22 protein-coding genes are annotated in these 25,103 nt (G+C 61.9%); 9 read left to right on the top strand and 13 right to left on the bottom strand.

Going from position 1 to position 25,103, the window contains the following annotated elements:
- Positions 1-17 precede the first annotated feature (17 nt).
- Positions 18-1,448 (top strand): short-chain fatty acid transporter, encoded by a 1,431-nt coding sequence (locus tag ACQRAX_RS00720; protein ID WP_412037657.1) that lies wholly within the window; start codon positions 18-20, stop codon positions 1,446-1,448.
- A gap of 55 nt (positions 1,449-1,503) precedes the next feature.
- Here ACQRAX_RS00720 and ACQRAX_RS00715 read toward each other — a convergent pair whose 3' ends face one another.
- Both ACQRAX_RS00715 and ACQRAX_RS00710 read right to left on the bottom strand, forming a co-directional pair.
- Entirely contained in the window at positions 1,504-1,941 is a 438-nt protein-coding gene (locus ACQRAX_RS00715) for a carboxymuconolactone decarboxylase family protein (RefSeq protein WP_412037658.1), read from the bottom strand.
- Positions 1,942-2,044: 103 nt separating this feature from the next.
- Positions 2,045-3,475 (bottom strand): PLP-dependent aminotransferase family protein, encoded by a 1,431-nt coding sequence (locus ACQRAX_RS00710; RefSeq protein WP_412037659.1) that lies wholly within the window; start codon positions 3,473-3,475, stop codon positions 2,045-2,047.
- A 165-nt stretch (positions 3,476-3,640) separates the two neighbouring features.
- On the opposite strand from ACQRAX_RS00710, the gene ACQRAX_RS00705 reads away from it, so the two are divergent.
- A complete protein-coding gene (locus ACQRAX_RS00705; RefSeq protein ID WP_412037660.1) occupies positions 3,641-3,883 on the top strand; it encodes a DUF2790 domain-containing protein in 243 nt (80 codons plus the stop codon).
- Here ACQRAX_RS00705 and dkgB read toward each other — a convergent pair.
- Complete coding sequence (gene dkgB, locus ACQRAX_RS00700) at positions 3,880-4,683, bottom strand: 2,5-didehydrogluconate reductase DkgB (protein ID WP_412037661.1); 804 nt, start codon at positions 4,681-4,683, stop codon at positions 3,880-3,882. The two genes, ACQRAX_RS00705 and dkgB, sit on opposite strands and share 4 nt — an antisense overlap.
- A 160-nt stretch (positions 4,684-4,843) precedes the next feature.
- Here dkgB and ACQRAX_RS00695 point away from each other — a divergent pair, with 160 nt between their 5' ends.
- Entirely contained in the window at positions 4,844-5,464 is a 621-nt protein-coding gene (locus tag ACQRAX_RS00695; RefSeq protein ID WP_412037662.1) for a TetR/AcrR family transcriptional regulator, read from the top strand.
- A gap of 18 nt (positions 5,465-5,482) precedes the next feature.
- Here the strand turns inward: ACQRAX_RS00695 and ACQRAX_RS00690 are convergent, their stop codons facing one another.
- Positions 5,483-5,965, bottom strand: coding sequence for a GNAT family N-acetyltransferase (locus ACQRAX_RS00690; RefSeq protein ID WP_412037663.1), 483 nt, complete (start codon positions 5,963-5,965; stop codon positions 5,483-5,485).
- Positions 5,966-6,083: 118 nt separating this feature from the next.
- Between ACQRAX_RS00690 and tam the strand changes: the two genes are divergently transcribed.
- Positions 6,084-6,848, top strand: a complete 765-nt coding sequence (gene tam, locus ACQRAX_RS00685) for a trans-aconitate 2-methyltransferase (protein ID WP_412037664.1) — start codon at positions 6,084-6,086, stop codon at positions 6,846-6,848.
- Positions 6,849-6,857: 9 nt separating this feature from the next.
- Here the strand turns inward: tam and ACQRAX_RS00680 are convergent, their stop codons facing one another.
- The 4 genes from ACQRAX_RS00680 to hydA form a co-directional block, all read right to left on the bottom strand.
- Positions 6,858-7,235 carry a DUF2784 domain-containing protein gene (locus ACQRAX_RS00680; RefSeq protein ID WP_412037665.1) on the bottom strand — a complete coding sequence of 126 codons (378 nt, stop codon included), beginning with the start codon at positions 7,233-7,235 and terminating at the stop codon, positions 6,858-6,860.
- 101 nt (positions 7,236-7,336) lie between these two features.
- Positions 7,337-8,614: an NAD-dependent dihydropyrimidine dehydrogenase subunit PreA gene (gene preA, locus ACQRAX_RS00675; RefSeq protein WP_412037826.1), complete on the bottom strand. Its 1,278-nt coding sequence runs from the start codon at positions 8,612-8,614 to the stop codon at positions 7,337-7,339.
- Positions 8,611-9,978 carry an NAD(P)-dependent oxidoreductase gene (locus tag ACQRAX_RS00670; RefSeq protein WP_412037666.1) on the bottom strand — a complete coding sequence of 456 codons (1,368 nt, stop codon included), beginning with the start codon at positions 9,976-9,978 and terminating at the stop codon, positions 8,611-8,613. Before ACQRAX_RS00670 ends, preA begins: the two co-directional genes overlap by 4 nt.
- A 115-nt stretch (positions 9,979-10,093) precedes the next feature.
- The gene (gene hydA, locus ACQRAX_RS00665; protein ID WP_412037667.1) at positions 10,094-11,539 is read right to left on the bottom strand and encodes a dihydropyrimidinase; all 1,446 of its coding nucleotides are present in this window, start codon (positions 11,537-11,539) and stop codon (positions 10,094-10,096) included.
- 347 nt (positions 11,540-11,886) lie between these two features.
- Here hydA and ACQRAX_RS00660 point away from each other — a divergent pair, with 347 nt between their 5' ends.
- Together ACQRAX_RS00660 and ACQRAX_RS00655 are read left to right on the top strand one after the other, a co-directional pair.
- Positions 11,887-13,374 carry an NCS1 family nucleobase:cation symporter-1 gene (locus ACQRAX_RS00660; RefSeq protein WP_412037668.1) on the top strand — a complete coding sequence of 496 codons (1,488 nt, stop codon included), beginning with the start codon at positions 11,887-11,889 and terminating at the stop codon, positions 13,372-13,374.
- 45 nt (positions 13,375-13,419) lie between these two features.
- Positions 13,420-14,703: a Zn-dependent hydrolase gene (locus tag ACQRAX_RS00655; protein WP_412037669.1), complete on the top strand. Its 1,284-nt coding sequence runs from the start codon at positions 13,420-13,422 to the stop codon at positions 14,701-14,703.
- A gap of 50 nt (positions 14,704-14,753) precedes the next feature.
- Here ACQRAX_RS00655 and ACQRAX_RS00650 read toward each other — a convergent pair whose 3' ends face one another.
- On the bottom strand, positions 14,754-15,623 hold the full coding sequence (locus tag ACQRAX_RS00650; protein ID WP_412037670.1) for a LysR substrate-binding domain-containing protein: 870 nt from the start codon (positions 15,621-15,623) through the stop codon (positions 14,754-14,756).
- A gap of 280 nt (positions 15,624-15,903) precedes the next feature.
- Here ACQRAX_RS00650 and ACQRAX_RS00645 point away from each other — a divergent pair, with 280 nt between their 5' ends.
- The 3 genes from ACQRAX_RS00645 to ACQRAX_RS00635 all read left to right on the top strand — a co-directional run bounded on the left by ACQRAX_RS00645 (position 15,904) and on the right by ACQRAX_RS00635 (position 19,435).
- Positions 15,904-17,220 carry an MFS transporter gene (locus ACQRAX_RS00645; protein WP_412037671.1) on the top strand — a complete coding sequence of 439 codons (1,317 nt, stop codon included), beginning with the start codon at positions 15,904-15,906 and terminating at the stop codon, positions 17,218-17,220.
- A gap of 19 nt (positions 17,221-17,239) precedes the next feature.
- Positions 17,240-18,631, top strand: a complete 1,392-nt coding sequence (locus ACQRAX_RS00640) for an FAD-dependent oxidoreductase (RefSeq protein ID WP_412037672.1) — start codon at positions 17,240-17,242, stop codon at positions 18,629-18,631.
- 96 nt (positions 18,632-18,727) lie between these two features.
- A complete protein-coding gene (locus ACQRAX_RS00635) occupies positions 18,728-19,435 on the top strand; it encodes a YebC/PmpR family DNA-binding transcriptional regulator (RefSeq protein ID WP_412037673.1) in 708 nt (235 codons plus the stop codon).
- A gap of 44 nt (positions 19,436-19,479) precedes the next feature.
- Here the strand turns inward: ACQRAX_RS00635 and ACQRAX_RS00630 are convergent, their stop codons facing one another.
- Genes ACQRAX_RS00630 through ACQRAX_RS00615 form a run of 4 tightly spaced genes read right to left on the bottom strand, consistent with a single transcriptional unit; the run spans position 19,480 to position 25,040 of the window.
- Positions 19,480-21,435: an acetyl/propionyl/methylcrotonyl-CoA carboxylase subunit alpha gene (locus tag ACQRAX_RS00630; protein WP_412037674.1), complete on the bottom strand. Its 1,956-nt coding sequence runs from the start codon at positions 21,433-21,435 to the stop codon at positions 19,480-19,482.
- On the bottom strand, positions 21,432-22,247 hold the full coding sequence (locus ACQRAX_RS00625; protein ID WP_412037675.1) for a gamma-carboxygeranoyl-CoA hydratase: 816 nt from the start codon (positions 22,245-22,247) through the stop codon (positions 21,432-21,434). The genes ACQRAX_RS00630 and ACQRAX_RS00625 overlap by 4 nt, the downstream gene beginning before the upstream one ends.
- A 2-nt stretch (positions 22,248-22,249) precedes the next feature.
- Positions 22,250-23,857: a carboxyl transferase domain-containing protein gene (locus tag ACQRAX_RS00620; RefSeq protein ID WP_412037676.1), complete on the bottom strand. Its 1,608-nt coding sequence runs from the start codon at positions 23,855-23,857 to the stop codon at positions 22,250-22,252.
- A 19-nt stretch (positions 23,858-23,876) separates the two neighbouring features.
- On the bottom strand, positions 23,877-25,040 hold the full coding sequence (locus ACQRAX_RS00615; protein WP_412037677.1) for an isovaleryl-CoA dehydrogenase: 1,164 nt from the start codon (positions 25,038-25,040) through the stop codon (positions 23,877-23,879).
- Positions 25,041-25,103 lie beyond the last annotated feature (63 nt).

The raw sequence follows: 25,103 nt of genomic DNA, 5'->3' as shown, positions 1-25,103 counted from the left end.
AATAAAAGGAAACCCCCGTGGCCGCTGATATCCAAGACAGCCGCTCCGCTCGCTTTGCCCTGCGCTGCTCAAACTGGGCTGAACGCTGGTTCCCCGACTCCTGGGTGTTTGCCGCCCTGGCCGTGATTCTGGTCTCGGTTGCCGCCATGGCCATGGGCGCCAAGCCTACCGACACCGCCAAGGCCTTTGGCGATGGCTTCTGGAGCCTGATTCCGTTCACCATGCAAATGGCCTTCGTGGTGATTGGCGGCTATGTGGTGGCCAGTTCGCCGCCCGCGGTCAAGTTGATCGATCGCTTGGCGCGCCTGCCCAAAAATGGCCGCTCGGCGGTCTGCTGGGTGGCGCTGATCTCAATGCTGGCGTCCTTGCTCAACTGGGGCCTGTCACTGGTGTTCGGTGGCTTGCTGGTTCGCGCCCTGGCACGTCGCACCGACCTGCACATGGATTACCGCGCCGCTGGCGCTGCAGTGTACCTGGGGTTGGGTGCGGTTTGGGCGTTGGGCCTGTCGTCCTCGGCTGCACAGTTGCAAGCTAACCCGGCCAGCCTGCCGCCGTCGATTCTGGCAATCACCGGGGTGATTCCATTCACCGAGACCATTTTCCTCTGGCAGTCCGGGGTGTTGCTGCTGGCCCTGTTGCTGGTGTCGCTGGTGGTCGCTTATGCCACCGCACCAGGCCCCAGCAGTGCCCGCACCGCCGAGGCGTGCGGTATTGACCCAAGCTTTTCGCTGCCGCCACCGGCCAAGCGCAGTCGTCCCGGCGAGTGGCTGGAATACAGCCCGATCCTGACCCTGCTGCTGGTGTTCCTGGCGGCGGGCTGGCTGTACCACGAGTTCTCGACCAAGCCCGCGATCAACGCGATTTCCGGGCTCAACACCTACAACTTCCTGTTCATTATGCTGGGGGCTCTGCTGCATTGGCGGCCACGCAGCTTCCTCGATGCTGTGGGGCGCGCGGTGCCGACGACGACGGGCGTACTAATCCAGTTCCCGCTGTACGGCTCGATCGCCGCCATCCTCACGCAGGTCCAGGGTGTCGATGCGCAGACTCTGGCGCATCATATTTCCACCTTCTTCGTGCAGATCGCGACTCACGACACCTATGCCGTGCTGATGGGCGTGTACTCAGCAGTGCTGGGCTTCTTCATCCCGTCTGGCGGGGGCAAGTGGATCATCGAGGCACCGTACGTAATGCTGGTGGCTAATGACCTGCAGTACCACCTGGGCTGGGCGGTGCAGATCTACAACGCCGCCGAAGCACTGCCGAACCTGATCAATCCGTTCTACATGCTGCCGCTGCTCGGGGTGTTGGGCCTGAAGGCACGTGACCTGATCGGCTTCTCCTTCGTTCAGCTTTTGGTGCATGCGCCATTGGTGCTGTTCTTGCTGTGGTTGCTGGGGACCACCTTGGAGTACACCCCGCCGGTGATGCCGACACCGGCTGGCTAAGCGCTAGACACGAAAACGCCCTGCAGTGCAGGGCGTTTTTCATGGTGCGGATGGTTTAGCCTGGGATCATCGCGAAACCGACACCAAAGCGGTTCCAGGCATTGATAGTGGCAACCGCCAGCGTCAGGTTGGCCACCTCCGATTCGCTGAAATGTTCGAGCAGGGCACGGTACTGATGCTCCGGCGCACGCAGATCGGGCAGGCGGGTCAGGCTCTCGGTCCAGGCCAGGGCGGCGCGTTCGCGCGGGGTGAAGTAGGCGGTTTCTTCCCAGACGCTGAGGGTCTGCAGGCGCGCCTCGGTTTCGCCGGCCTTGCGCGCATCGTTGGCGTGCATGTTGACGCAATAGGCGCAGCCATTGATTTGCGAGGCCCGCAGGCGGATCAGCTCAAGCAGCGAAGTTTCCAGCCCGGACTTACCCAGGGCCATCTCCAGGCCCACCATGGCCTTGTAGGCTTCTGGCGCGTGTTTGGCCCATTCAATACGATTGCTCATCTCTATTCTCCAGTGGGTTTGCGCGTCAGGCGGCGATGGCACTACCTTACCGCTGCACGGCTACTGCTCGAATAGCCAATTGCGCCGAATCTCAGGAGGCCAATCAGCCGAGGGTCTGCAGGGTGTCGCGCACCCGGTCCAGGGCCGGATCGATGTCCAGCAATTCAATCGCGCCAAAGCCGAGCAGCAACCCCGAACGTACCGGCGCCTGGGCGTAGAAGGGTGCCAGGGAGTAGAGTCCGACCTCGACCTTGCGCGCCATGCTGATCAAAAACTCCATGTCCATATCGTCCTTGGCCAGGGCGCTCAGGTGATAGCCGGCGGTGGCCGGCACCACGTCGAACCACGGCGCCAGGTCACCTTGCAAGCGCTGCAGGATCCGTTCGCGGCGGGCGGCATACACGTCATGTACGCGGCGAATGTGCTTGAGCAACGCGCCTTCGCTGATAAAACGCGCCAACGCCCACTGGCTCAGGGTCGGGGTGTGCCAGTCGGTCAACTGCTTGGCGATACAAATGGCTTCGCGCAGGGCTTGCGGGACGACGGTATAGCCCAGGCGCAGCTCCGGCAGCAGGGTTTTCGAGAAGGTGCCGACGTAGGCCACCAGGCCATGACGATCCATGCTTTGCAGTGAATCGGAGGGCCGCCCCTCGTAGCGAAACTCGCTGTCGTAGTCGTCCTCGATGATGATTGCACCCAGTTCGGCGGCACGCGCCAACAACGCCTGGCGCCGTGCCAGGTTCATTGGCATGCCCAACGGAAACTGGTGGGAAGGGGTGACGTAGATCAGTCGGGTGCCTTCGGCTATCTGCTCCACGCACATGCCCTGGGCATCCACCGGTACGTACTGCAACTGCGCACCCTGGGACAGAAACAGCTGGCGTGCTGGGGTGTAGCCGGGGTCTTCCATGGCGACCTGGCAGCCCGGTTCGATCAGAATCCGCGCGATCAGGTCCAGCGCTTGCTGGGCGCCGTTGCACACCAATACATCGGCGCTGTCGCAACGTACGCCACGGGCGAAGGCGATATGCCGGGCGATGGCTTCGCGCAGTTCTGGCAAGCCCTGATGAGCGGCATAGCGGGCGCTGCCGCGACGGATCTGACGTAACGCGTACTGGTTGCAGCGGCGCCAGTCGTCGAAGGGAAACTGAGCCTTGCTCGACGCGCCGCCAATGAAGTCGTAACGCAAGGTACTGGGGGCAAGGTCCGCCAACAGGTTGGCACGCGCGCGCCATTTGGCCAGGGTGGTAGCGCTGGCCAGGGGCAGGGTGGTGCTGGCAGCAGGCAAACGGGTCGCCGCCGGGGTGATGAACGTCCCTTTACCGACCTTGCCACTGAGCAGGTTGTCGTAAGTCAGGCGCGAATAGGCTTCGGCCACGGTCTTGCGCGACACCCCCAATTGCTCGGCCAATAGCCGCGTCGGCGGCAGTTGTGTGCCCGCCGCCAGGCGCCCGCTGTCGATTCCTTCGCGCAATTGCTGGTAGAGCTGTTCGGCCAGGCCTTTGCTGCCTTGCAGGCTGATATGAAGTTCCATGCTGGGGCGAATCCGCGGGCAAATGACAGGCGTGCAGATTAACCGATCCGCCCGGCCGTTGCCGTTGATCCCCTCGCCCGACGCTTGGCCATCAACGCGCCACACTTTAAAGGTCGGGGTTCTCCGGCGGGTCGGCGAACCTCTTGCGCATACAGGAGCGTCGCCATGTACCTGCGAACTCTGTTGTGCCTGGGCCTGCTGGTCAGCGCCAGCGCCCAGGCTAGCGAATCAATTGCTGTTTACCACTACGGCATGCCACTGGATATCGCCCGGGTGCTGACCATGAGTGAGCCTGACACCGAGCTTTGCGACGTGGTCCAGGCCAGCATGATTTATCTCGACTCAGCCGGTCAGCAACACACCTTGCGCTATCTGAAGCTTGCGCAGGCCTGCAGCGATCAGGGTTAGTCCCAAGCCGGTGCCAGGCTGTCCGGGCTGGTCAGGCGCAGGCCGCTGTCGAGTGTGGCGATTTTCGCCATGTCATCGCTGCTCAGTGTCAGTGCGCTGGCCTTGAGGTTGCTGGCCAGGTTCTCGCGCCGGGTAGAGGACGGAATCACCGCATAGCCCAGCTGCATGGCCCAGGCCAGGGTTACCTGCGCCGGGGTGGCGTGGTGCTGCGCGGCAATTTGCTGGATCAGCGGATCCTCCAGCACCTTGCCATAGCCCAGGGTCATATAAGAGGTCACAGCAATGCCCTGGCTGTGCATGAACGCGGCCAGCTTGCGGTTTTGCAGGTAGGGGTGCAGTTCGATCTGGTTGGTGGCGATGACACCTTCACCGACCACGTCGATGGCCTGGCGCAGCAGGTCAATGGTGAAGTTGGACACACCGATCTGGCGGGTCAGGCCTTGGGCCTTGGCTTCTGCCAGTGCACCCATGAACTCACTGACCGGCACTGCGCCCTTGGGTGAAGGCCAGTGGACCAGGGTCAGGTCCAGGTACTCGGTGCGCAGTTTGCCCAGGCTTGCCTTCAGGCTCGGGATCAGCTTGTCGGCAGCCAGATTCTCGGTCCAGATCTTGCTGGTCAGAAACAGCTCGTCGCGGGCCACAGTGCTGGCGGCTATCGCTTGGCCAACCTCGGCTTCGTTGCCGTAGATCTGTGCAGTGTCGACGGCCCGATAACCAAGTTCCAGGGCCTGGCTGACCGAGTCGATCACGACCTGGTCTTTAAGGCGGAAAGTACCGAGGCCGAGCAGAGGAATGGACATGTAAGAGCTCCTGTGGAGGGCTACTGAAAAAGAGGCGTGCAGTATTGCGACTCTGTGCCATGGGAAAAATCCCTGCCTCGACACAACTTTTTTGCCGTTGACGCACGAATCGCTAGAGCCAAATGGTAGCCTTGCAGGGTCAGTCGCAATGGATTTGGTCATGACCCGGCACAAGCTCAGCATTCGCCAACGTAATGTCGACAACATCCTTCTGGCGGCCGAGCAGGTGTTTGCCGAAAAAGGCTTCGCCGGTACCGCCATGGCCGATATCGCCGAAGCCGCGCAGTTGCCGCGCAGCAACGTGCACTATTACTTCAGCACCAAGGCTGAACTGTATCAGGCGGTGCTGTTCGGCCTGCTTGACGTGTGGAAGCAGGATGCTTTGTGCTTTGAGCTTTATGACGATCCGCGCATCGTCCTGAGCAGCTACATTCGCGCCAAGATGAACCATTCACGCAGCCGGCCGTTTGGCTCCAAAGTCTGGGCCAACGAGATCATTCATGGCGCGCCCAACCTCGGTGCGGCACTGGACGATCCGTTGTATGGCTGGGCGAAGATGAAGGAAGCAAAAATTCGCCAGTGGATCGAGGACGGCCGCATCCTGGCAGTGGAACCCTCGGGGCTGCTGTACATGATCTGGGCCTCGACCCAGCACTATGCCGACTTCAGTCACCAGGTTGGCTTGCTCAACGACCACCAGCCGCTCACTGACCTGCAGTTCGAGCGGGCGGTGCAGACGGTGACCAGTGTGATTCTGCGTGGGATCGGGCTGGAACCATAGCCGGCGGATCGGTTTTGCTTATTCAGCGCGGGCAAAGGCTGTGAGGCCGTCACCTTCCAGGCGATAGCGCACCCACTCATCCTGCGGCTGCGCACCCAGTGAGCGGTAGAACTGAATCGCAGGCTCGTTCCAGTCCAGCACGCTCCATTCCAGGCGGCCGCAGCCGTTGTCGCAGGCCTCGACAGCGATGTGCCGCAGCAACTGCTTGCCGGCACCACCGCCGCGTTGTTCGGGGGTGATGTACAGGTCTTCCAGGTAGATGCCATTGCGCCCCAGCCAGGTCGAATAGCTGTAGAAGTACACCGCATAACCGATGGCCTTACCGTCGCGCTCGCAAATCAGACCCAAAGCCTTGGCTCCGTCATCGAACAGGGTGCGCTCGATATCCGCCACCGAGGCGATCACTTCGTGGCGGGCGCGCTCGTACTCGGCAAGCTCGGTGATGAAGGCGAGAATCTGTGCCGCGTCATCGCGGCGGGCGGGGCGGATGTGCAAGGTCATGGTGGGCTTCCGTGGGTGCAGGTAAGGGTGCGTATGGTAAACAACGGCACAGGACAGCGAACAGCCGAATATTCTATGCTTGCCCTCGACTTTCATTCTGACGAACAAGGACCCAGCAATGACTTGGTCAGCGGCGCAGTACAGCACCTTCGAAAGCGAGCGTACCCGACCGGTGCGTGATTTGTTGGCAGCCTTGCCACAGCAAACCATCAGCACGGCCATCGACCTTGGCTGCGGTCCGGGTAATTCGACGCAGGTGCTGGCTGAGCGTTATCCGCACGCGGCGGTGAGGGGGTTGGACAGCTCTGAGGATATGCTTGCCGCCGCGCGCCAGCGCCTGAGCGACATCGACTTCGAGCTGGGCGACATCGCCACCTGGCGCGCGCCTCAAGGTGTGGATGTGATCCTTGCCAACGCTTCGCTGCAATGGCTGGCCGATCACGCGCAGCTGTATCCGCACCTGGTCAGGCAATTGAACCCAGGTGGCAGCCTGGCCATCCAGACACCGGACAACCTCGACGAACCGGCCCATCGCCGGGCCCGCGAGATTGCCAGTCAGGGCCCGTGGGCCGACAAAATCGCGGCGATCAAGCATCCACCACGGCACACCGCCGCCTATTACTACGATGTGCTCAGCGCGCATTGCCAGCAGGTCGAGGTTTGGCGCACCACCTACTACCATCCGTTGAGGGGCGGGGCGCAGGCGGTGGTGGAGTGGTTCAAGGGCTCGGCATTGCGGCCGTACCTGGCGGCACTGAACGCCGCTGAACAGGCGCAATTTCTGCAGCTTTACCTGCAGGCCATGGAAGATGACTATCCAACGGCAGCCGATGGCAAGGTGCTGTTGCCGTTCCCCCGGTTGTTTATCGTCGCCACGCGCTGACGCGCCGCTTCAGCGGCTGGGCTGGCGTCGCGGCCAGTGGCGGATCACCTGTACGTAGACCACGGCGTTGATCACCACCACGACCGTGCCCAGCAGCAGCTGGATACCAGAGGTCAAGCCGGCCGGGTAGATGACGGGAAGTATGTAATGCTCGATAAAACCGCCTTCGTAACCCGCCTGGCCTGCCGCCTGACGCAGGTAGTTCTCCCAGTCGGTAAGCGGGCAGAACAAGTGCAAGAACTCCACCGCAATGCCCCAGCACATCGCCGGTAAATGCCACCACATCACACCGCGCCATTTCAGCACCAATAAGCCGCCAAACAGCACGAAGACAATGAACAACAGGTGAAACAGCACCAGACCGTCGGCGCCCAGGCGGTACAACATGGCAATGGTTTCCTCGGGCTCGGGATGTCCCCTCAGGCACCATGATAGAGCTTAAATACAACGAGGGTGGATGATCCTCCCTCGTTGTTGCTACAGGTGCCTCAGGACGCTTCGCGGTAGGGGTTGCGTGGGTCATGCTGCCAGTCAAGGAACGGCTTGCCGGTGTCCTGGGGCACCATTTCGATGCAGTCCTGCACCGGGCAAGTGATCTGGCACAGGTTGCAGCCCACGCACTCGGCGTCGATCACTTCGTAGCGGTGGCTGCCATCGGCTTGCTTGAGGTTGGCGATGGCTTGGTGCGAAGTGTCTTCGCAGGCGATATGGCAGCGACCACAGCCGATGCAGGCCTGCTGGTCGATCTTGGCGATCACCTGATAGTTGATGTCCAGGAACTTCCAGTCAGTGGTGTGGCCCACGGCGCGGCCGCTGAAGTCCTGCAGGCTGCGATAGCCCTGAGTGTCCATCCAGCGCGAGAGGCCGTCTTTCATTTCCTCGACGATGCGAAAGCCATGGAGCATGGCCGCGGTACAGACCTGCACGGCGCCGCAGCCCAGGGCGATGAACTCTGCGGCGTCACGCCAACTGCCGATACCGCCAATGCCGCTGATCGGCAGACCGTGGGTGGCCGGGTCGCGGGCGATTTCGGCAACCATGTTCAGGGCAATCGGTTTGACTGCCGAGCCGCAGTAGCCGCCGTGGGTGCTCATGTCGCCGACAATCGGCAGGGCGACCATGCGCTCAAGGTCAACGCTGGTGATCGAGTTAATGGTGTTGATCAGCGACACCGCGTCAGCACCGCCGCGATGAGCAGCGCGGGCGGACTGGCGGATGTCGGTGATGTTGGGCGTGAGTTTGACGATCACCGGCAATGAGCAGTAGGTCTTGCACCAACGGGTGACCTGCTCGACATACTCCGGCACTTGGCCCACTGCCGCGCCCATGCCCCGCTCGGGCATGCCATGGGGGCAGCCGAAGTTCAGCTCGATGCCGTCGGCACCGGTGGCTTCCACCAACGGCAGGATGGTTTTCCATGCTTGTTCGGTACAAGGCACCATCAGCGACACAATAAGGGCGCGATCGGGCCAGTCTTTTTTCACCTGGGTGATTTCCCGCAGGTTGATTTCCAAGGAACGGTCGGTGATCAGCTCGATGTTGTTGATGCCCATGACTTCTCGGTTGACCCCGTAGTGGGCCGAGTAGCGTGACGAGACGTTGACCGCGGCCGGGTCCTCACCGAGGGTTTTCCAGACCACCCCACCCCAGCCGGCCTGGTAGGCGCGGACCACGTTGTAGGCCTTGTCGGTAGGCGGTGCGGAGGCTAGCCAGAAGGGGTTAGGCGCCTTGATACCCGCGAATTCGATCGACAGGTCAGCCATTATGCAGCCTCCACATTGAGCATCAGTTGCGCATGAATGGCCTCGGCGGCCAGCTTGCCGTGCTGCACGGCCTGGACCGTGAGGTCCTGGCCCAGGTGGGTACAGTCGCCGCCGGCGTACACACCGGGCAGGCTGGTGCGCATTTGATCATCAACACGAATGCGCTCGCCGTCGCGGGCCAGGGTCTGCGCACTGCTGTCGCTCAAGGTGTGTTCGTCGAACGCTTGACCGATGGCCTTGAAGATCGCGTCGGCGGCCAGCTCGAAGGTTTCACCGGTGCTGTGCAGGCGGCCGTCGAGCATGTGTGTGCGGGCAAAGCGCATGCCGCGTACCCGACCCTGGTCGTCGAGCAGCACCTGTTCCGGCTGCGCCCAGTTCAGCAGGCGCACCTGGTTCTCCTTGGCGATGTGCTGTTCATGTTCGGTGGCGCCCATGTCTGCAACGCCGCGGCGGTACACCAGGTTGACGTCGTGGGCGCCAAGCCGGGCCATCTGCACCGCCATGTCGATAGCGGTGTTACCGGCACCCAGCACAATGCAGCGATCGGCCAACGGCAGGTCGGTCAAATCCTCGGCCTGGCGCAGTTCACGGATGTAGTCGGTGGCGGCGAGCATACCCGGCGCGGTTTCATCCGCCAGGCCGAGCTGGCGCACGGCATTCAGGCCGAGGCCAAGGAATACCGCATCGAACTGTTGCTGCAGCTCAGTCAGGCTCAGGTTTTCGCCCAGCACCTGGCCATGGCGGATCTCAATGCCGCCGATCTGCAGGACGAAATCCACTTCACGTTGGGCAAAGTCATCGACCACTTTGTACTTGGCAATCCCGTATTCGTTCAGGCCACCGGCCTTGGGACGGGCCTCGAAGATCACCACGTCATGGCCGTGCCAGGCCAGGCGGTGGGCACAGGACAAGCCGGCAGGCCCGGCGCCGACCACGCCAATACGTTTGCCGCTGCTGGGCGCGCGCTGAAAGGGATGTTCTTTGAATTCGGCATGGTCCAGGGCATAGCGTTGCAACAGGCCGATCAGCACTGGCGCGCACTCCTGGTGATGATTGCGCACACAAGCCTGTTGGCAGAGGATTTCGGTCGGGCAGACCCGCGCGCAACTGCCGCCGAGGATGTTTGCCGAAAGGATTTTTTCTGCCGCGCCCTGAACGTTCTCCTGATGGATATTGCGAATGAATGAGGGAATGTCGATGTCGCTGGGGCAGGCGTTGACGCACGGCGCGTCATAGCAGTACAGGCAGCGCGAGGCTTCGACCGCGGCCTGACGGGCATTGAGCGGTGGCGCCAGATCGCTGAAGTGCTCGGCGAGCGTGGCGTTGTCGGCGTCGGGGTGGGGGAGGTGGTTGAGGGAATCGATCACGGTGGTTTCCTCTTTTTTTTTATTTTTTGGCAAGGCGTTGCCTTCTATCGCCGGCAAGGCCCGCTCCCACAAGTTCAGGTGTCAGCCTGGGAGCTGGCCTTGCCGGCGATGCGCTTTAGCGCTTGACGGCAGTCGGGCGCAAATGCTCAGCCCGTTTGCTGAGCAGGTCGAACACCGCCGGATAGGCAGGTCGTTCGATGTAGCGCCCAGCACTACGCTCGGCACGCAAATCGCCGTTGGCCCAAACCAGCTTGCCCTGGCTGATGGTGTGGCTGGGAATGCCACGCACGGTCTTGCCTTCGAAGATGTTGAAGTCGACCTGTTGATGGTGTGTTGCGGCAGAAATGGTGCGGGTGCCTTGCGGGTCCCACAGCACCAGGTCGGCATCGGACCCTACGCGCAGCGCGCCTTTGCGCGGAAACAGGTTGAAGATCTTCGCTGTGTTGGTCGACGTCAGGGCGACGAACGCCTGCATCGACAACTTGCCGGTGTTCACCCCTTCATCCCAGAGCACGGCCATACGGTCCTCGATACCGGCGGTGCCATTGGGAATGCGGCTGAAATCATCGCGGCCGGCCGCTTTCTGTTCGGCGCAAAAGCAGCAGTGGTCGGTGGCGGTGGTGTGCAGGTTGCCGGACTGCAGGCCACCCCACAGCGCTTCCTGGTGGCCGTCCTGACGTGGGCGGAACGGTGGGCTCATCACATAACCGGCGGCGGTCTGCCAGTCGGGATGGCGGTAGACGCTGTCGTCCAGCAGCAAGTGCCCGGCCAGAACTTCGCCATAGACCTGCTGGCCCTTGGCCCGTGCATAGGTGATTTCATCCAGCGCTTCGCGGGTCGACACATGCACCAGGTACACCGGTGTGCCGAGTGTCTGGGCAATTCGAATGGCACGGCTGGCAGCCTCGCCCTCGACCTGCGAAGGGCGTGATAACGGATGCGCCTCGGGCCCGGTAAGGCCTTCAGCGATCAGCTTGCGTTGCAGGTGATAGACCAGTTCGCCGTTTTCGGCATGCACGGTGGGCACCGCGCCCAGTTCCAGGCAACGCTCGAAGCTCGCGACCAGGGTGTCATCGGCAGCCATGATCGCATTCTTGTAGGCCATGAAATGCTTGAAGCTGTTGACCCCGTGCTGGCTGACCAGCTCGCCCATCTCCTCGCGGACCTTGTCGCTCCACCAGGTGATGGCGACGTGAAAGCCGTAGTCGCAGGCGGACTTCTCGGCCCAGCCGCGCCACTGGTGAAAGGCTTCGAGCAACGATTGCTGCGGGTTGGGGATCACGAAGTCAATGATCGAGGTGGTACCGCCGGCAAGGCCTGCAGCGGTGCCACTGTAGAAGTCCTCGCTGGCGACGGTGCCCATGAAGGGCAACTGCATGTGAGTGTGCGGATCGATACCGCCGGGCATCAGGTACTGGCCGCTGCCATCAAGCACTTCGCAGCCGTTGGGAAGGTCGAGGTCAGTGCCGATGGCCTTGATCACACCGTCGGCACAGAGCACGTCGGCGCGGTAACTTTCCTCATGGGTAATCAGGGTGGCGCCACGAATCATAAGCGTCATCAAGAGGCTCCTCGCAGGCTTGACCGGTTGTTACCGGTTCTAGGTTTTTGTATTCATAGCAGCGTAGGACAAAACCTGTCATCGCTGTCAGGAATTGAATCTAGTCGGCGATTTCGGATAGGGCAAATAATTAATTTATAAGCTTATAGCTTAATTAAATAATTGAATTATAACGTTTTAATTGTTTTTGTCGGGTGAAAGGAAAACGACCAGTGGTCCTGTCGTTCTTGACAGGTTGTGGAAATGGTCAAGATTTCACATGGGCACCCGTGATTGCCCGCAATGCCCGTGCAAGTTCTCCAGCCATCCTCAGGATGAGCAAAAAAACAAAACAATGTGGAGCGGCCATGCAGCAGACCAGATCGCAAGTGCGAGAACGCGACGGCTTGTATGAACTCGACGCCGGCAGCGACGTCCTCGACAGCCCCCGTTACAACCATGACATTGCCCCGACCCAGGTCGGCGAACGAACCTGGAACAAATGGCACATCACCGCATTGTGGGTGGGCATGTCGATATGTGTGCCGACCTACACCCTCGGCGGGGTGCTAACGGCTTATTTCGGCCTGACGGTGGGCGAAGCGTTGCTGGCAATCCTGCTGGCCAACACCGTGGTACTGATTCCGCTGACGCTTAATGCCTTTCCGGGCACCAAGTACGGCATTCCCTTTCCGGTGTTGTTGCGCTCTTCATTCGGCATCATCGGTTCCAACGTTCCCTGTTTGATCCGTGCGCTGGTGGCCTGCGGTTGGTTCGGGATACAGACGATGTTCGGCGGTTTGGCCATCCATCTGTTCCTCGGCTCGTTGTCGGCTGACTGGAAGGCGCTGGGCGGTACCGGGGAAGTGATCGGCTTCATGCTGTTCTGGTGCCTGAACCTGTGGGTAGTGCTGCGCGGCGCCGAGTCGATCAAATGGCTGGAAACCCTCTCGGCACCGCTGCTGGTGCTGGTCGGTGCCGGGCTGTTGGTATGGGCGTTGCCCAACGTGTCGATCAGCGAGCTGATGGCGCAGCCGCCCAAGCGTCCGGAAGGGGCGAGCGTGTATGGCTACTTCTTTGCCGGGCTGACGGCGATGGTGGGTTTCTGGGCCACATTGTCACTGAATATCCCTGACTTCAGCCGCTATGCGAAAAGCCAGAGAGACCAGATACTCGGGCAGATTTTCGGCCTGCCGCTGACCATGTTCCTGTTTGCCGCGCTGGGCGTGGTGCTCACCGCCGCCTCGGCGTCGCTGGTGGGCGAAACCGTCTCTGACCCGGTCAGCCTGATCGGGCATATCCAGAGCCCGATGTGGGTGGCCTTGGCCATGGCGCTGATCATCATTGCCACCTTGTCGACCAACACCGCCGCAAACATTGTTTCCCCCACCAACGACTTTCAGAACCTGGCGCCCAAATGGATCGGACGCACCACGGCGGTCTTGCTCACCGGCCTGGTTGGCCTGTTGCTGATGGCCCATGAACTGCTGAAGAAACTGGGCCTGATCGTCAGCGACGTGAGCCTGGAGAGCGTCTACTCCAACTGGCTGCTGGGCTATTCCAGCCTGCTCGGGCCGATTGCCGGGATCATGGTGGTGGATTACTTCCTGATCCGCAAACAGACCCTGGACCTGGCCGGCCTGTACCGCGATGACATCTACCCGGCCTGGAACGCTACCGGCTTCATCGCTTTCGCGGTACCGGTTGCGTTGACCTTGTTATCGCTACAGAGCCAGGCTTTCAGTTGGTTCTACGACTTTGGCTGGTTCACCGGATCTGCCCTGGGCGGGCTGATCTATTACGGGCTTGGCCAGTTCAAGGCAGCCCGCGCGGCCACCCTCAAACCCACCGTGTAGTGCCTATGGCCCGCAGAGGCCAGGCAGCAGATGCAGGAGAACAGCATGCAAACCACACAGGACGTTTTGCAATCGAGCCATCGGCACATCAATGGCGAGCGCTTGTGGCAGTCGCTGATGGACCTCGCCCAGCTAGGCGCAACGGTCAAAGGCGGGGTGTGCCGACTGGCGCTGACTGACCTCGATCGCCAGGCCCGCGACTTGTTCGTCAAATGGACCGAGGCGGCCGGCTGCACGGTGACCGTCGACGGCGTTGGCAACATCTTCGCGCGGCGTCCCGGGCGTAACCCGCAATTGCCACCGGTGATGACCGGTAGCCATATCGACACCCAGCCCACTGGCGGCAAATTCGATGGGTGCTTTGGGGTGCTGGCCGGGCTGGAAGTGATGCGCACCCTCAATGACCTGAAGATTGAAACCGAAGCGCCGTTGGAGGTAGTGGTCTGGACCAACGAAGAAGGCTCGCGCTTTGCTCCGTGCATGATGGGCTCTGGGGTGTTTGCCGAAAAGTTTACCCTCGAACAAACCCTGGCCAAGACCGACGCCGAAGGCATCAGCGTCGGCCAGGCGTTGAACGCCATTGGCTATGCCGGGCCGCGGGCGGTCAGTGGTCATCCGGTGGGCGCCTATTTTGAAGCACATATCGAGCAGGGGCCGATCCTCGAAGACCAGCACAAAACCATTGGTGTAGTGCTTGGCGCCCTTGGCCAGAAGTGGTTCGACCTGACCTTGCACGGCGTCGAGGCGCATGCCGGACCGACGCCGATGCACTTGCGCAAAGATGCCCTGGTTGGCGCCAGTGTGGTGGTGGCGGCGGTCAATCGGGTTGCGTTGGAGCACCAACCGCACGCCTGTGGCACCGTGGGTTGCCTGCAGGCGTATCCAGGCTCGCGCAATGTGATTCCCGGTGAAGTGCGCATGACCCTGGATTTCCGTCATCTTGAGCCGGCCCGGCTGGATTCGATGATTGCCCAGGTCAAGGATGTGATCAGCAGCACCTGTGAGCAGCATGGCTTGAGCTACACCCTGACACCGACAGCGGATTTTCCACCGCTGTATTTCGACAAAGGTTGCGTCGAGGCGGTGCGCGGTGCGGCTCAGGGGCTGGGGCTGTCGCACATGGATATCGTCAGCGGCGCTGGGCATGATGCGATCTTCCTGGCGGAACTGGGACCGGCGGGGATGATTTTTGTGCCCTGTGAAGGCGGTATCAGCCATAACGAAATCGAGAACGCCGCGCCTGAGGATTTGGCCGACGGCTGCGCGGTGTTGTTGCGTGCGATGCTGGCGGCGGCCCAGGCGGTGGCGCAGGGCAGGAAGGCGGCTTAACGCTTGAGGGCCTCATCGCCGGCAAAGGCCGGCGATGGTCCCCCAGGGCCTCAAAGACTGTCGCGAACCATCTGCAAAAACGTCGCCACCAGGCGCCGTGAACTCTGCTCGCGCAGACACACCAGGGTTTCAGTCAAGCGCCGCTGGCAATCAACAATCGGCAATGCACACACCCGCGCATCGGCACCGAACTCGGCCGCCGACACCACTCCCACGCCAATCCCTACCACCACCGCCTCACGCGCCGCCTCCCGGCCTTCGACCTGAATCGCGGCGCGGATGCGCAAACCTGCGCGCTGCATTTCTTCTTCCAGGGTTTGGCGTGTTACCGAGCCTGGCTCACGCAGCACGATCGGCGTGTCGTCCAGGTCAGCCAGGCTGATCGAGCCACGGCTGGCCCATGGGTGATTATGGGAGACGAACGCCACCATCGGATCGCTGCGCATCGGCACACAAAGCAAGCGTTCGTCATCCACATCCCGACCCAACAGGGCCAAGTCGGCCTGATAATTGAATAGCCGTAGCAATGACTCATCAGTGTTACCGGTCTCGATCTTGACGTTGATGCCGGGGTACTGCTGACAAAACTGGGCAATCTGCGGCAGCACATGCACCGGCGCATCCACGGCCAGCACCAGGGTACCGGTCTGCAAGGCGCGGGAGTCCTGCAGCAATTCATGCGCCTCGGCTTCACAGACGAACAGGCGCTGGGTGATGGCCAGCAGGCGCTCGCCGAGGTCAGTCAACTGCACCGAGCGCTTGTTACGGTGAAACAGCAACACACCGAAGCGCTCCTCCAGTTTACGCACCTGATCGGAGATCGCCGGCTGGGTCAGGAACAACCGTTCGGCGGCACGGGTGAAGCTGCCGTGCACGGCAACGGCATGAAAGGCTTTCAACTGCGCATGGGAAACCGACATAGCAACACCTGTTACAAGCTGAGCTTATGAGTGAAATACGATAAATCGATTTTATTTATCAGTCAGTAATTGGTTCTATCTCATCCAGCCCGCCACGTCACCTGCAGTGACCTGCGGGTCATGGACCTGGCTGATACGCCACAACAACAGCTGCATGCTCCAGGTTCCATCTGACCAGGTGACGGCCCTGACCGGCCGCCACGCAGTGCGCAACACAACAACAAAACAGGCGTTTTTTTAAATTCTGCCGGCACACTCAAGCTCCGAGGTCAGAGTCACCATGAATAAACACATCGCAGACATCAAACGTTGGCGCGTGCAGATATTTGCCATCACCTGGATTGCCTACGCCGCGTTCTATTTCACCCGCAAAGCGTTCTCGGTGGCCAAGCTCGGCATCGGTGAAGACCCAAGTTTTACCCTCGACAAAATGGCCATGGCCAACCTCGATGCCATCTACCTGGCGGCCTACGCCGTAGGCCAGTTCACCTGGGGCATGCTCGCTGACCGCTTTGGCCCACGGGTGGTGGTGCTGGGCGGTCTGATCATCTCGGCAGCGGCTGCGCTGGTGATGGGCAGTTACGCCACGTTTCCGATCTTCGCCACCTGCATGCTGGTTCAGGGCCTGGCCCAGTCCACCGGCTGGGCGGGGCTGTGCAAGAACATCGGCAGCTTCTTTCCCTCCTCACAACGCGGACAGGTGCTGGGGCTGTGGAGTTCGTGCTATGCCTTCGGCGGCCTGGTGGCCTCGCCGTTTGCCGGCTGGTGGGCGTATACCCTGATCGGCAGCTGGCACGCGGCGTTCTTTTCCAGTGCTGCGGTGGTGGCCCTGGTGGCGGTGCTGTTCTTCTTTCTGCAGCGCAACAAACCTGAAGACGTCGGTTTGCCTGCTGTCGAGCCAGAACCGGAAAGCATGGTGCCCGGCACCACCCTGTGCAGCATCTGGACACCGCTGCGCGAGATTCTGCGCAACCGTACGGTATTGACTCTGGGCCTGGCGTACTTCCTGCTCAAGCCGGCACGTTACGCGATTCTGTTGTGGGGGCCGGTGATGGTCTTTGAACAGATGCCCTCGGTGGGCAAGGTCGGTGCGGCAATCATCCCCACCGCGTTTGAGCTGGCTGGCCTGCTGGGGCCAATCATGCTAGGCGTGGCTTCAGACAAACTGTTCGGCGCTCGGCGCATGCCGGCCTGCGTGATCAGCCTGCTGGTGCTCACGGTGGTCTTGGCGCTGTTTATGGGCGCCATGCAAACCGGCAGCGTGATGCTGGTGGTGGCCTTGCTGTTTGTCATGGGCCTGACCTTGTACGGCCCCGACTCGATGATCAGCGGTGCAGCAGCCATCGATTTCGGCACCGCCAAGGCTGGCGCCACCGCCGCGGGCTTTGTCAACGGTTGTGGTTCGGTGGGGGCAATTCTTGGCGGCCTGCTGCCGGGCTACTTCGACGGTATCACGGTGTTCATCGTGTTTGCCGGCTGTGCGCTGTTCTCGGCGCTGGTTCTGGTGCCGCACTGGAACAGCCGGCCGGCCTCGGCCGAGCACACCCCGGCGGTAGCGCCGAACACCGCCATGGCAATCAAACCCCTGCGTACTTGAACCCTTTGAGGACCCGACCATGAGACCCTTCTGGCTGCAACAGGCGCTGGACCAGGAACATACCAGCGCCTGCCCGCCGCTGAGCGCTGACACTCACTGTGACGTGTGTATCGTCGGTGGTGGCTACACCGGTTTGTGGACCGCGCTGATGCTCAAGGAACACAACCCGGCGCTGGACGTCGTGCTGATCGAAGCCGACATCTGCGGCGCTGGCGCCAGCGGGCGCAACGGTGGTTGTGCGCTGTCATGGTCGGCCAAGTACTTCACCCTCGAACGGCTGTTCGGCCTGCAGGAGGCAGTGCGCCTGGTCAAGGCTTCGGAGCAGAGCATCTATGCCATCGGTGATTTTTGCCGCGCGCACGGTATCGATGCTGATTACCGTCTGGATGGCACCCTGTACACCGCCACCAACCGCGCCCAGATGGGCGCCACCGACGGCGTGATTGCAGCGCTGGAGCGCCAGGGCATCAACTCGTTCCAGCGGCTGCCGGTGGAGCAGGTGCAGCGGCAGGCGGGCTCTGCCAAGCACCTGGAAGGCTGGTTCTCGCCGGCCGCAGCCACGGTGCAACCGGGCAAGCTGGTGCGCGGCCTGCGCCGGATTGCCCTGGAAAAGGGCGTGCGCATCCATGAAGGCACAGCCATGACTGGTTTGCAGGAGGGGCCCGAGGCCGGGGTGGAGACCGCTGCGGGGACAGTGCGCGCGGCGCGCGTGGTGCTGGGCCTGAACGCCTGGATGGCGCGGGCCTTCCCGCAGTTCGAACGCAGCGTGGCGATTGTTTCCAGCGACATGATCATCACTGAGCCGCAGCCAGAATTGCTCAAGCAGATCGGTTTGACCAGTGGCGTCAGCGTGCTCGATTCGCGGATTTTCGTGCACTACTACCACAACACCAGCGATGGCCGACTGATGCTCGGCAAGGGCGGTAACACCTTTGCCTACGGCGGCAGGATGCTGCCGGTGTTCGACCAGCCATCACCCTATGAACCGCTGTTGCGCCGCAGCTTGGGCGAGTTCTTCCCGAGCTTGGCCAATGTGCCGGTGGCGGCGACCTGGAATGGGCCTTCGGACCGCTCGGTGACCGGCTTGCCGTTCTTTGGTCGGCTCGGCACACAAGGTAACGTGTTCTACGGCTTCGGTTACTCGGGCAGCGGCGTTGGCCCTTGTCACATGGGTGGCCAGATCCTCTCGTCATTGGCCTTGGGCCTGGACAATGAGTGGACCCGCTCGCCGCTGGTCAACGGCCCGCTGGGCTACTTTCCACCGGAACCGATCCGCTACCTGGGCTCGCTGATGGTGCGCAACGCCATTCGTCGCAAGGAACAGGCTGAAGATCATGGTCATCGTCCGCGTCGCCTGGACGTACGCCTGGCACGCTTTGCCGCAGCGGCCGGTAAAGCCGACAAGGTTTGAGCAGTTTTTTTGTCGATTGCGACCACGAGGATGTATAAACTGCACCCACTTTGTCGGTCGCTACCTGAACCGGCACCTGAAACAAAGAGAGTCGAGATGGGCGCACAATGGAAAGCCAAGCATAGAGAAACAGCCGCCAATGCCAAGGGCAAGATCATGGGCAAGCTGTCCAAGGAAATTCAGATCGCCGCCAAGTCCGGCGCTGACCCGGACATGAACCCACGCTTGCGCCTGGCGATTGAGCAGGCGAAAAAGGCTTCGATGACCCGCGAGACGCTGGAACGGGCGATCCGCAAGGGCGCCGGGCTCGATGGTGACGCGGTGCAGTACACCCCGGTAACCTACGAAGGCTTTGCCCCGCACCAGGTGCCGCTGATCGTCGAGTGCCTGACCGACAACGTCAACCGTACTGTGGCGCAAATCCGCGTACTGTTTCGCAAGGGTCAACTGGGCGCTTCAGGTTCCGTAGCCTGGGATTTCAACCATGTTGGTTTGATCGAAGCCACCCCGGATAGCGCTGATGCCGACCCGGAAATGGCTGCGATCGAAGCCGGTGCCCAGGACTTTGCTGAAGGTGAAGAAGAGGGCTCGACCCTGTTCATTACCGACACCACTGATCTGGATGCCGTGCAGAAAGCTCTGCCGGCTCAAGGTTTCACCGTCGTCTCGGCGAAGATCGGCTACACCCCAAAGAATCCGGTCAGCGGTTTGAGCGATGAGCAGATGGCTGAAGTTGAAGCCTTCTTGCACGCCATCGACGACAACGACGATGTGCAGAACGTTTACGTAGGTCTGGCTGGCTGATTGTGCAATGCAGGGGCCCTTGAAGGGCCCCTGCGTTTCAGCCATCAAGCTTCTTCGAGTTCCACCAGCACCGCACCTTCGCTGACCATCTCGCCTTCCTGGCAAAACAGCGCTTTGACCGTTCCGGCCTGGGGCGCGCGAATGCTGTGTTCCATTTTCATGGCTTCCAGCACCACCAGTTGCGTGCCGGCTTCAACTGCTTGGCCCACCTCGACCAATACCCGCACGATACTGCCGTTCATCGGCGCGCTGAGGCCACCTTGATGGCTGTGACTGGCATCGGCTTCGGCGATCGGGTCGTAGCGTGTGATCGCCTGTAACTCACCGTCCCACTGCAGGTAGAGCGTGTTACCTCGGCGGATTGCCAGGTGCCGGCGGCGCATACCGTCCTGTTCGATCAACAACTGCTCGCCTTCGAGTTTCAGTGGCGATGCTGCTGCATGAGCAAGGTTCAGTGCCTGGTCCTGGCCATTGCAACTCAGGTGCAGGCTGATCTGCGCTGGCACCCCGGCCCGGAAGCCGCTGTTGGCCGCCCAGGGGGATTGGCGATCATCAAAGCGCGGCGTTAGCGGCTGGCTCTGGATGTACGCTTCGCCCGCTGCCTGCCAAAACTGCGCCGGCAATGGCTGTGCTGGTGGCAGCAGTTGTTCCTGATAACGCGGGATGAACCCGGTATCCAGCTCGGCGTCGGCGAAGGCCGGGTGGGCGAGGATGCGCCGCAGGAAGGCAATGTTGGTCTTCAAACCCCCGATGGCAAATTCATCGAGCATGGCCAGCAAGCGCAGGCGCGCCTGCTCGCGGGTCTGGCCCCAGGCAATCAGCTTGCCCAACATCGGGTCGTAGAAGGGCGAAATGCTGTCGCCTTCGCTGACACCACTGTCGACCCGACGCCCTTCACCTGGTGCCGATTCGCGGTACAAGGCCAGGTGCCCGGTGGCGGGGAGGAAGTCGTTGGCCGGGTCTTCGGCATACAGCCGTACTTCGATGGCATGGCCATCAAGGGGCACCTGCTCCTGGGTGATGGGCAACGGCTCGCCGCATGCCACACGGATCTGCCAAGCCACCAGATCGAGGCCGGTGATGGCTTCGGTAACCGGGTGTTCGACCTGCAGGCGGGTGTTCATCTCCATGAAGAAGAACTCGCCACGGGCATCGAGCAGAAATTCCACGGTGCCAGCACCGACATAGCCGATGGCTTGAGCGGCCTTGACCGCCGCCTCACCCATGGCTTGACGCTGATGAGCGCTCAAGCCCGGGGCAGGGGCCTCTTCCACGACCTTTTGGTGGCGGCGCTGAATCGAGCAGTCGCGCTCGTTGAGGTACAGGCAGTTGCCGTGCTGGTCGGCAAATACCTGGATTTCCACGTGGCGCGGCTTGAGTACGTATTTTTCCACGAGCATGCGCGCGTCGCCGAACGACGACTGCGCCTCACGCTGGGCCGAGGCCAGGGCTTCAGCCAGTTGGCTTTCGCTGTCGACCACTTTCATACCCTTGCCACCCCCTCCAGCGGTGGCCTTGAGCAGTACCGGGTAGCCGATTTTTTCTGCAGCCGCGCGGAAGGTTTCCAGGTCCTGGGCTTCGCCGTGGTAGCCGGGCACCAACGGCACGCCAGCCTGTTCCATCAAGGCCTTGGCGGCAGATTTGCTGCCCATGGCATCGATGGCGCTGGCGGGTGGGCCAAGAAAGATCAACCCGGCTTGCTCGATGGCGCGGGCAAAGCCTGCGTTTTCGGAGAGAAAGCCATAGCCTGGGTGAATCGCCTGGGCGCCGCTGGCTTTGGCTGCGGCCAGCAGTTTGTCGATATCCAGGTAGCTCTCGGCAGCCTTGGCGCCGCCCAGATCAACGCGGATATCGGCTTCGCGGCTGTGCCGGGCCTCGCGGTCGACGGCGCTGTGCACGGCAACGGTGGTCAGGCCCAGGGCCTTGGCGGTGCGCATCACCCGGCAAGCGATCTCGCCACGGTTAGCGACCAATAGGGTGGTCAATGGCGTGCGGGTCATGGGCGCTCCTTGTTCGACGGTTCGGCCTGCCAGGCCGGGCTGCGTTTTTCCAGAAAGGCGCGCAGGCCTTCCTGCCCCTCGGGGCTGACCCGGATGCGGGCAATGGCGTTCTCGCAGTAGCGGCGCAGGGCCGGGGTCAATTCACCGTGGCCGACTTCGCGCAGCAGTTCTTTACTGGCGCGCATGGCTTGCGGGCTGTTGAGCAGCAGGTTGTCGATCCAGTGTTCGAGCGCCTGTTCCAGTTCGGCTGCAGGATAGGCTTCAGCCAGCAGGCCCAGCTCGCGTGCACGTTCACCACTGAAGCGCTCGGCGGTCAGGGCATAGCGGCGCGCAGCGCGCTCGCCCATGGCCTGCACCACGAACGGGCTGATTACCGCAGGGGCCAGGCCAATGCGCACTTCCGACAGGCACAACTGCGCTTCCTGTGTGCCAATGGCCATGTCACAACAGCTGATCAGGCCCAGCGCACCACCGAAGGCTGCGCCCTGAACCACGGCCAGGGTCGGCACCTTGAGCTTGGCCAGGTTGTACATCAGCTCGGCCAGCTCGCGGGCGTCATCGAGGTTGGTGTTGTAGTCCAGCGCTGCCGATTGCTGCATCCAGGCCAGGTCAGCGCCAGCGCTGAAATGCCGGCCGCGGCCGCGCAGCAGGACGAATCGCAAGCTGGCGTCGCTGGCGATCTGGTCGATGGCCAGGATCAACTCGCGGATCATCTGCGCGTTGAAGGCGTTGTTCTTGTCTTCCCGGCTGAGCCACAGGGTGGCAAAATCACGGGGATCCTTGATCAGTTCAAGGGTAGTGAAATCACTCATGGTCACATCCGGAAAATGCCGAAACGGCTTTGTTCGATCGGTGCATTGAGCGCTGCGGACAGCGCCAGGCCAAGAATTTCGCGGGTTTGCGCAGGGTCAATGACGCCGTCGTCCCACAGGCGGGCGCTGGAGTAATAGGGGTGGCCCTGATGCTCGTACTGGTCGAGGATCGGTTGCTTGAGCCGGGCTTCGTCTTCGGCGCTGAACGGATGTCCGCTGCGCTCGCTCTGCTCACGCTTGACCTGGGCCAGCACGCCTGCGGCCTGCTCGGCACCCATCACACCAATGCGCGCATTCGGCCACATCCACAAAAAGCGTGGATCGTAGGCGCGGCCACACATGCCGTAGTTGCCGGCACCGAAACTGCCGCCGATGATCACGGTGAATTTCGGCACCTGGGCGCAGGCCACGGCGGTAACCAGCTTGGCGCCGTGCTTGGCGATCCCGCCGGCCTCGTATTTCTGGCCGACCATGAAGCCGGTAATGTTCTGCAGGAACAACAGCGGGATGCCACGTTGGCAGGCTAGCTCAATGAAGTGCGCACCTTTTTGTGCGGCTTCGGCAAACAAGATCCCGTTGTTGGCGAGGATTGCCACCGGGTAGCCGTGCAGGTGGGCAAAGCCACACACCAGTGTGGTGCCGAACAGCGCCTTGAACTCATCGAACACCGAGCCGTCGACCAGGCGGGCAATCACTTCACGCACGTCGAACGGCTGCTTGGCGTCGGCCGGGACCACGCCGTACAGCTCTTGTGCGTCGTACAACGGGGCAATCGGCGCCTGCTGAGTCAGTTTGCCCAGCTTGTGCCAGTTGAGGTTGGCTACGCAGCGGCGGGCGATGGCGAGGGCATGTTCGTCATTGTCGGCATAGTGGTCGGCAACGCCACTGGTCTTGCAGTGCACGTCGGCGCCGCCGAGGTCCTCGGCGCTGACCACTTCACCGGTAGCGGCTTTGACCAGCGGTGGGCCGGCGAGGAAAATCGTCGCCTGCTGGCGAACCATGATCGCCTCATCGGCCATGGCTGGCACGTAAGCACCGCCAGCGGTGCATGAGCCCATGACCACGGCAATCTGCGGGATGCCCAGCGCACTCATGTTGGACTGGTTGAAGAAGATCCGGCCGAAGTGCTCGCGGTCGGGGAACACTTCATCCTGACGTGGCAGGTTGGCGCCGCCCGAGTCCACCAGGTACAAGCACGGCAGGCGGTTCTGCAGGGCAATGGCCTGGGCGCGCAGGTGTTTTTTCACCGTCAGCGGGTAATACGAGCCACCTTTGACCGTGGCATCGTTGGCGACGATCATGCACTCGACGCCTTCAACGCGGCCAATACCGGCAATTACGCCCGCCGCCGGCACGTCTTCACCATAGACTTCATGGGCCGCCAATTGGCCGATTTCGAGGAACGGTGAGCCGGGGTCGAGCAGGCGGTCGATACGCTCGCGTGGCAGCAGTTTGCCACGCGAGGTGTGGCGCTCCTGGGCCTTGTGCCCGCCGCCCTGATGGACCTTGGCCAGCAAGGTACGCAGGGCCTGGACCTGTTCGAGCATGGTCGCGCTGTTGGCGGCGAACTCGACCGAACGCGGATTGATTTGAGTGTGCAGGGTAGCCATGGGCGCGTTGTCCTTGTGCTCAGCGGGTTTCGTTGAACAGTTCGCGCCCGATCAGCATCCGGCGGATTTCGCTGGTGCCGGCGCCGATCTCGTAGAGCTTGGCGTCGCGCAGCAGGCGCCCGGCCGGGAACTCGTTGATGTAGCCGTTGCCACCGAGAATTTGGATCGCTTCCAGGGCCATCTGGGTCGCGCGTTCGGCGGTGTACAGGATCACCCCGGCAGCGTCCTTGCGCGTAGTTTCGGCGCGATCACAGGCCTGGGCCACGGCATACAGATACGCGCGGCTGGCGTTGAGCTGGGTGTACATGTCGGCGATCTTGCCCTGGATCAGCTGGAACTCACCGATGCTCTGGCCAAACTGTTTACGGTCGTGAATGTAAGGCACTACCAAGTCCATGCAGGCCTGCATGATCCCGGTCGGGCCGCCGGAGAGCACCACACGCTCGTAGTCCAGGCCGCTCATCAATACCTTCACGCCGCCATTCAACGCGCCGAGAATGTTCTCGGCCGGTACTTCGACATTGTCGAAGAACAGCTCGCAGGTGTTGGAACCGCGCATACCCAGCTTGTCGAACTTGTTGCTGCGGCTGAAGCCTTTCCAGTCACGCTCGACGATGAACGCGGTAATGCCGTGCGGGCCTTTCTCAAGGTCAGTCTTGGCGTAGATCACATAGGTGTTGGCGTCAGGGCCGTTGGTGATCCAGGTTTTGCTGCCGTTGAGGACGTAATGGTCGCCACGCTGCTCAGCGCGCAGCTTCATCGACACCACGTCGGAACCGGCGTTGGGTTCACTCATGGCCAGGGCACCGATGTGCTCGCCGCTGATCAGCTTGGGCAGGTACTTGGCTTTTTGCTCTGGGGTACCGTTGCGGTTGATCTGGTTGACGCAGAGGTTGGAGTGGGCGCCGTAGGAGAGGGCGACTGAGGCCGAGCCGCGGCTGATTTCTTCCATGGCGACCACGTGGGCCAGGTAGCCCAGGCCGGCGCCGCCGTATTCTTCGCTGACAGTGATGCCGAGCAGGCCCATATCGCCAAACTTGCGCCACATGTCAGCGGGGAACAGGTTGTCCTGATCGATCTGCGCGGCGCGGGGTGCCAACTCGGCAGCCACAAAGGACTGCACCTGGTCGCGCAGCATGTCGATGGTTTCGCCCAGGGCGAAGTTCAGGGTCGGGTAATGCATGCGGGCACCTTCTGTTGTTTATTGTTGGATTTCATCGCCGGGCAAGCGATCACCTTTACGTTA

The sequence above is a fragment of the Pseudomonas sp. UM16 genome (genome assembly GCF_050312595.1).
Classification (GTDB): domain Bacteria; phylum Pseudomonadota; class Gammaproteobacteria; order Pseudomonadales; family Pseudomonadaceae; genus Aquipseudomonas.
The sequence above is the reverse complement of the archived record's forward strand: the minus strand, read 5'-3'. Positions and strand labels throughout refer to the sequence as shown.

Bases quoted from the DNA above. Each gene is read 5' to 3' on its own strand.
- ACQRAX_RS00655 (WP_412037669.1), top strand. From the start codon at position 13,420: ATGCAAACCACACAGGACGTTTTGCAATCGAGCCATCGGCACATCAAT.
- ACQRAX_RS00695 (WP_412037662.1), top strand. From the start codon at position 4,844: ATGACCCGGCACAAGCTCAGCATTCGCCAACGTAATGTCGACAACATC.
- tam (WP_412037664.1), top strand. From the start codon at position 6,084: ATGACTTGGTCAGCGGCGCAGTACAGCACCTTCGAAAGCGAGCGTACC.
- ACQRAX_RS00640 (WP_412037672.1), top strand. From the start codon at position 17,240: ATGAGACCCTTCTGGCTGCAACAGGCGCTGGACCAGGAACATACCAGC.
- ACQRAX_RS00635 (WP_412037673.1), top strand. From the start codon at position 18,728: ATGGGCGCACAATGGAAAGCCAAGCATAGAGAAACAGCCGCCAATGCC.
- ACQRAX_RS00615 (WP_412037677.1), bottom strand. From the start codon at position 25,040: ATGCATTACCCGACCCTGAACTTCGCCCTGGGCGAAACCATCGACATG.
- ACQRAX_RS00710 (WP_412037659.1), bottom strand. From the start codon at position 3,475: ATGGAACTTCATATCAGCCTGCAAGGCAGCAAAGGCCTGGCCGAACAG.
- ACQRAX_RS00680 (WP_412037665.1), bottom strand. From the start codon at position 7,235: ATGTTGTACCGCCTGGGCGCCGACGGTCTGGTGCTGTTTCACCTGTTG.
- ACQRAX_RS00630 (WP_412037674.1), bottom strand. From the start codon at position 21,435: ATGACCCGCACGCCATTGACCACCCTATTGGTCGCTAACCGTGGCGAG.
- dkgB (WP_412037661.1), bottom strand. From the start codon at position 4,683: ATGTCCATTCCTCTGCTCGGCCTCGGTACTTTCCGCCTTAAAGACCAG.
- ACQRAX_RS00715 (WP_412037658.1), bottom strand. From the start codon at position 1,941: ATGAGCAATCGTATTGAATGGGCCAAACACGCGCCAGAAGCCTACAAG.
- ACQRAX_RS00660 (WP_412037668.1), top strand. From the start codon at position 11,887: ATGCAGCAGACCAGATCGCAAGTGCGAGAACGCGACGGCTTGTATGAA.
- ACQRAX_RS00625 (WP_412037675.1), bottom strand. From the start codon at position 22,247: ATGAGTGATTTCACTACCCTTGAACTGATCAAGGATCCCCGTGATTTT.
- ACQRAX_RS00690 (WP_412037663.1), bottom strand. From the start codon at position 5,965: ATGACCTTGCACATCCGCCCCGCCCGCCGCGATGACGCGGCACAGATT.
- ACQRAX_RS00645 (WP_412037671.1), top strand. From the start codon at position 15,904: ATGAATAAACACATCGCAGACATCAAACGTTGGCGCGTGCAGATATTT.
- ACQRAX_RS00620 (WP_412037676.1), bottom strand. From the start codon at position 23,857: ATGGCTACCCTGCACACTCAAATCAATCCGCGTTCGGTCGAGTTCGCC.
- ACQRAX_RS00650 (WP_412037670.1), bottom strand. From the start codon at position 15,623: ATGTCGGTTTCCCATGCGCAGTTGAAAGCCTTTCATGCCGTTGCCGTG.
- hydA (WP_412037667.1), bottom strand. From the start codon at position 11,539: ATGACGCTTATGATTCGTGGCGCCACCCTGATTACCCATGAGGAAAGT.
- ACQRAX_RS00705 (WP_412037660.1), top strand. From the start codon at position 3,641: ATGTACCTGCGAACTCTGTTGTGCCTGGGCCTGCTGGTCAGCGCCAGC.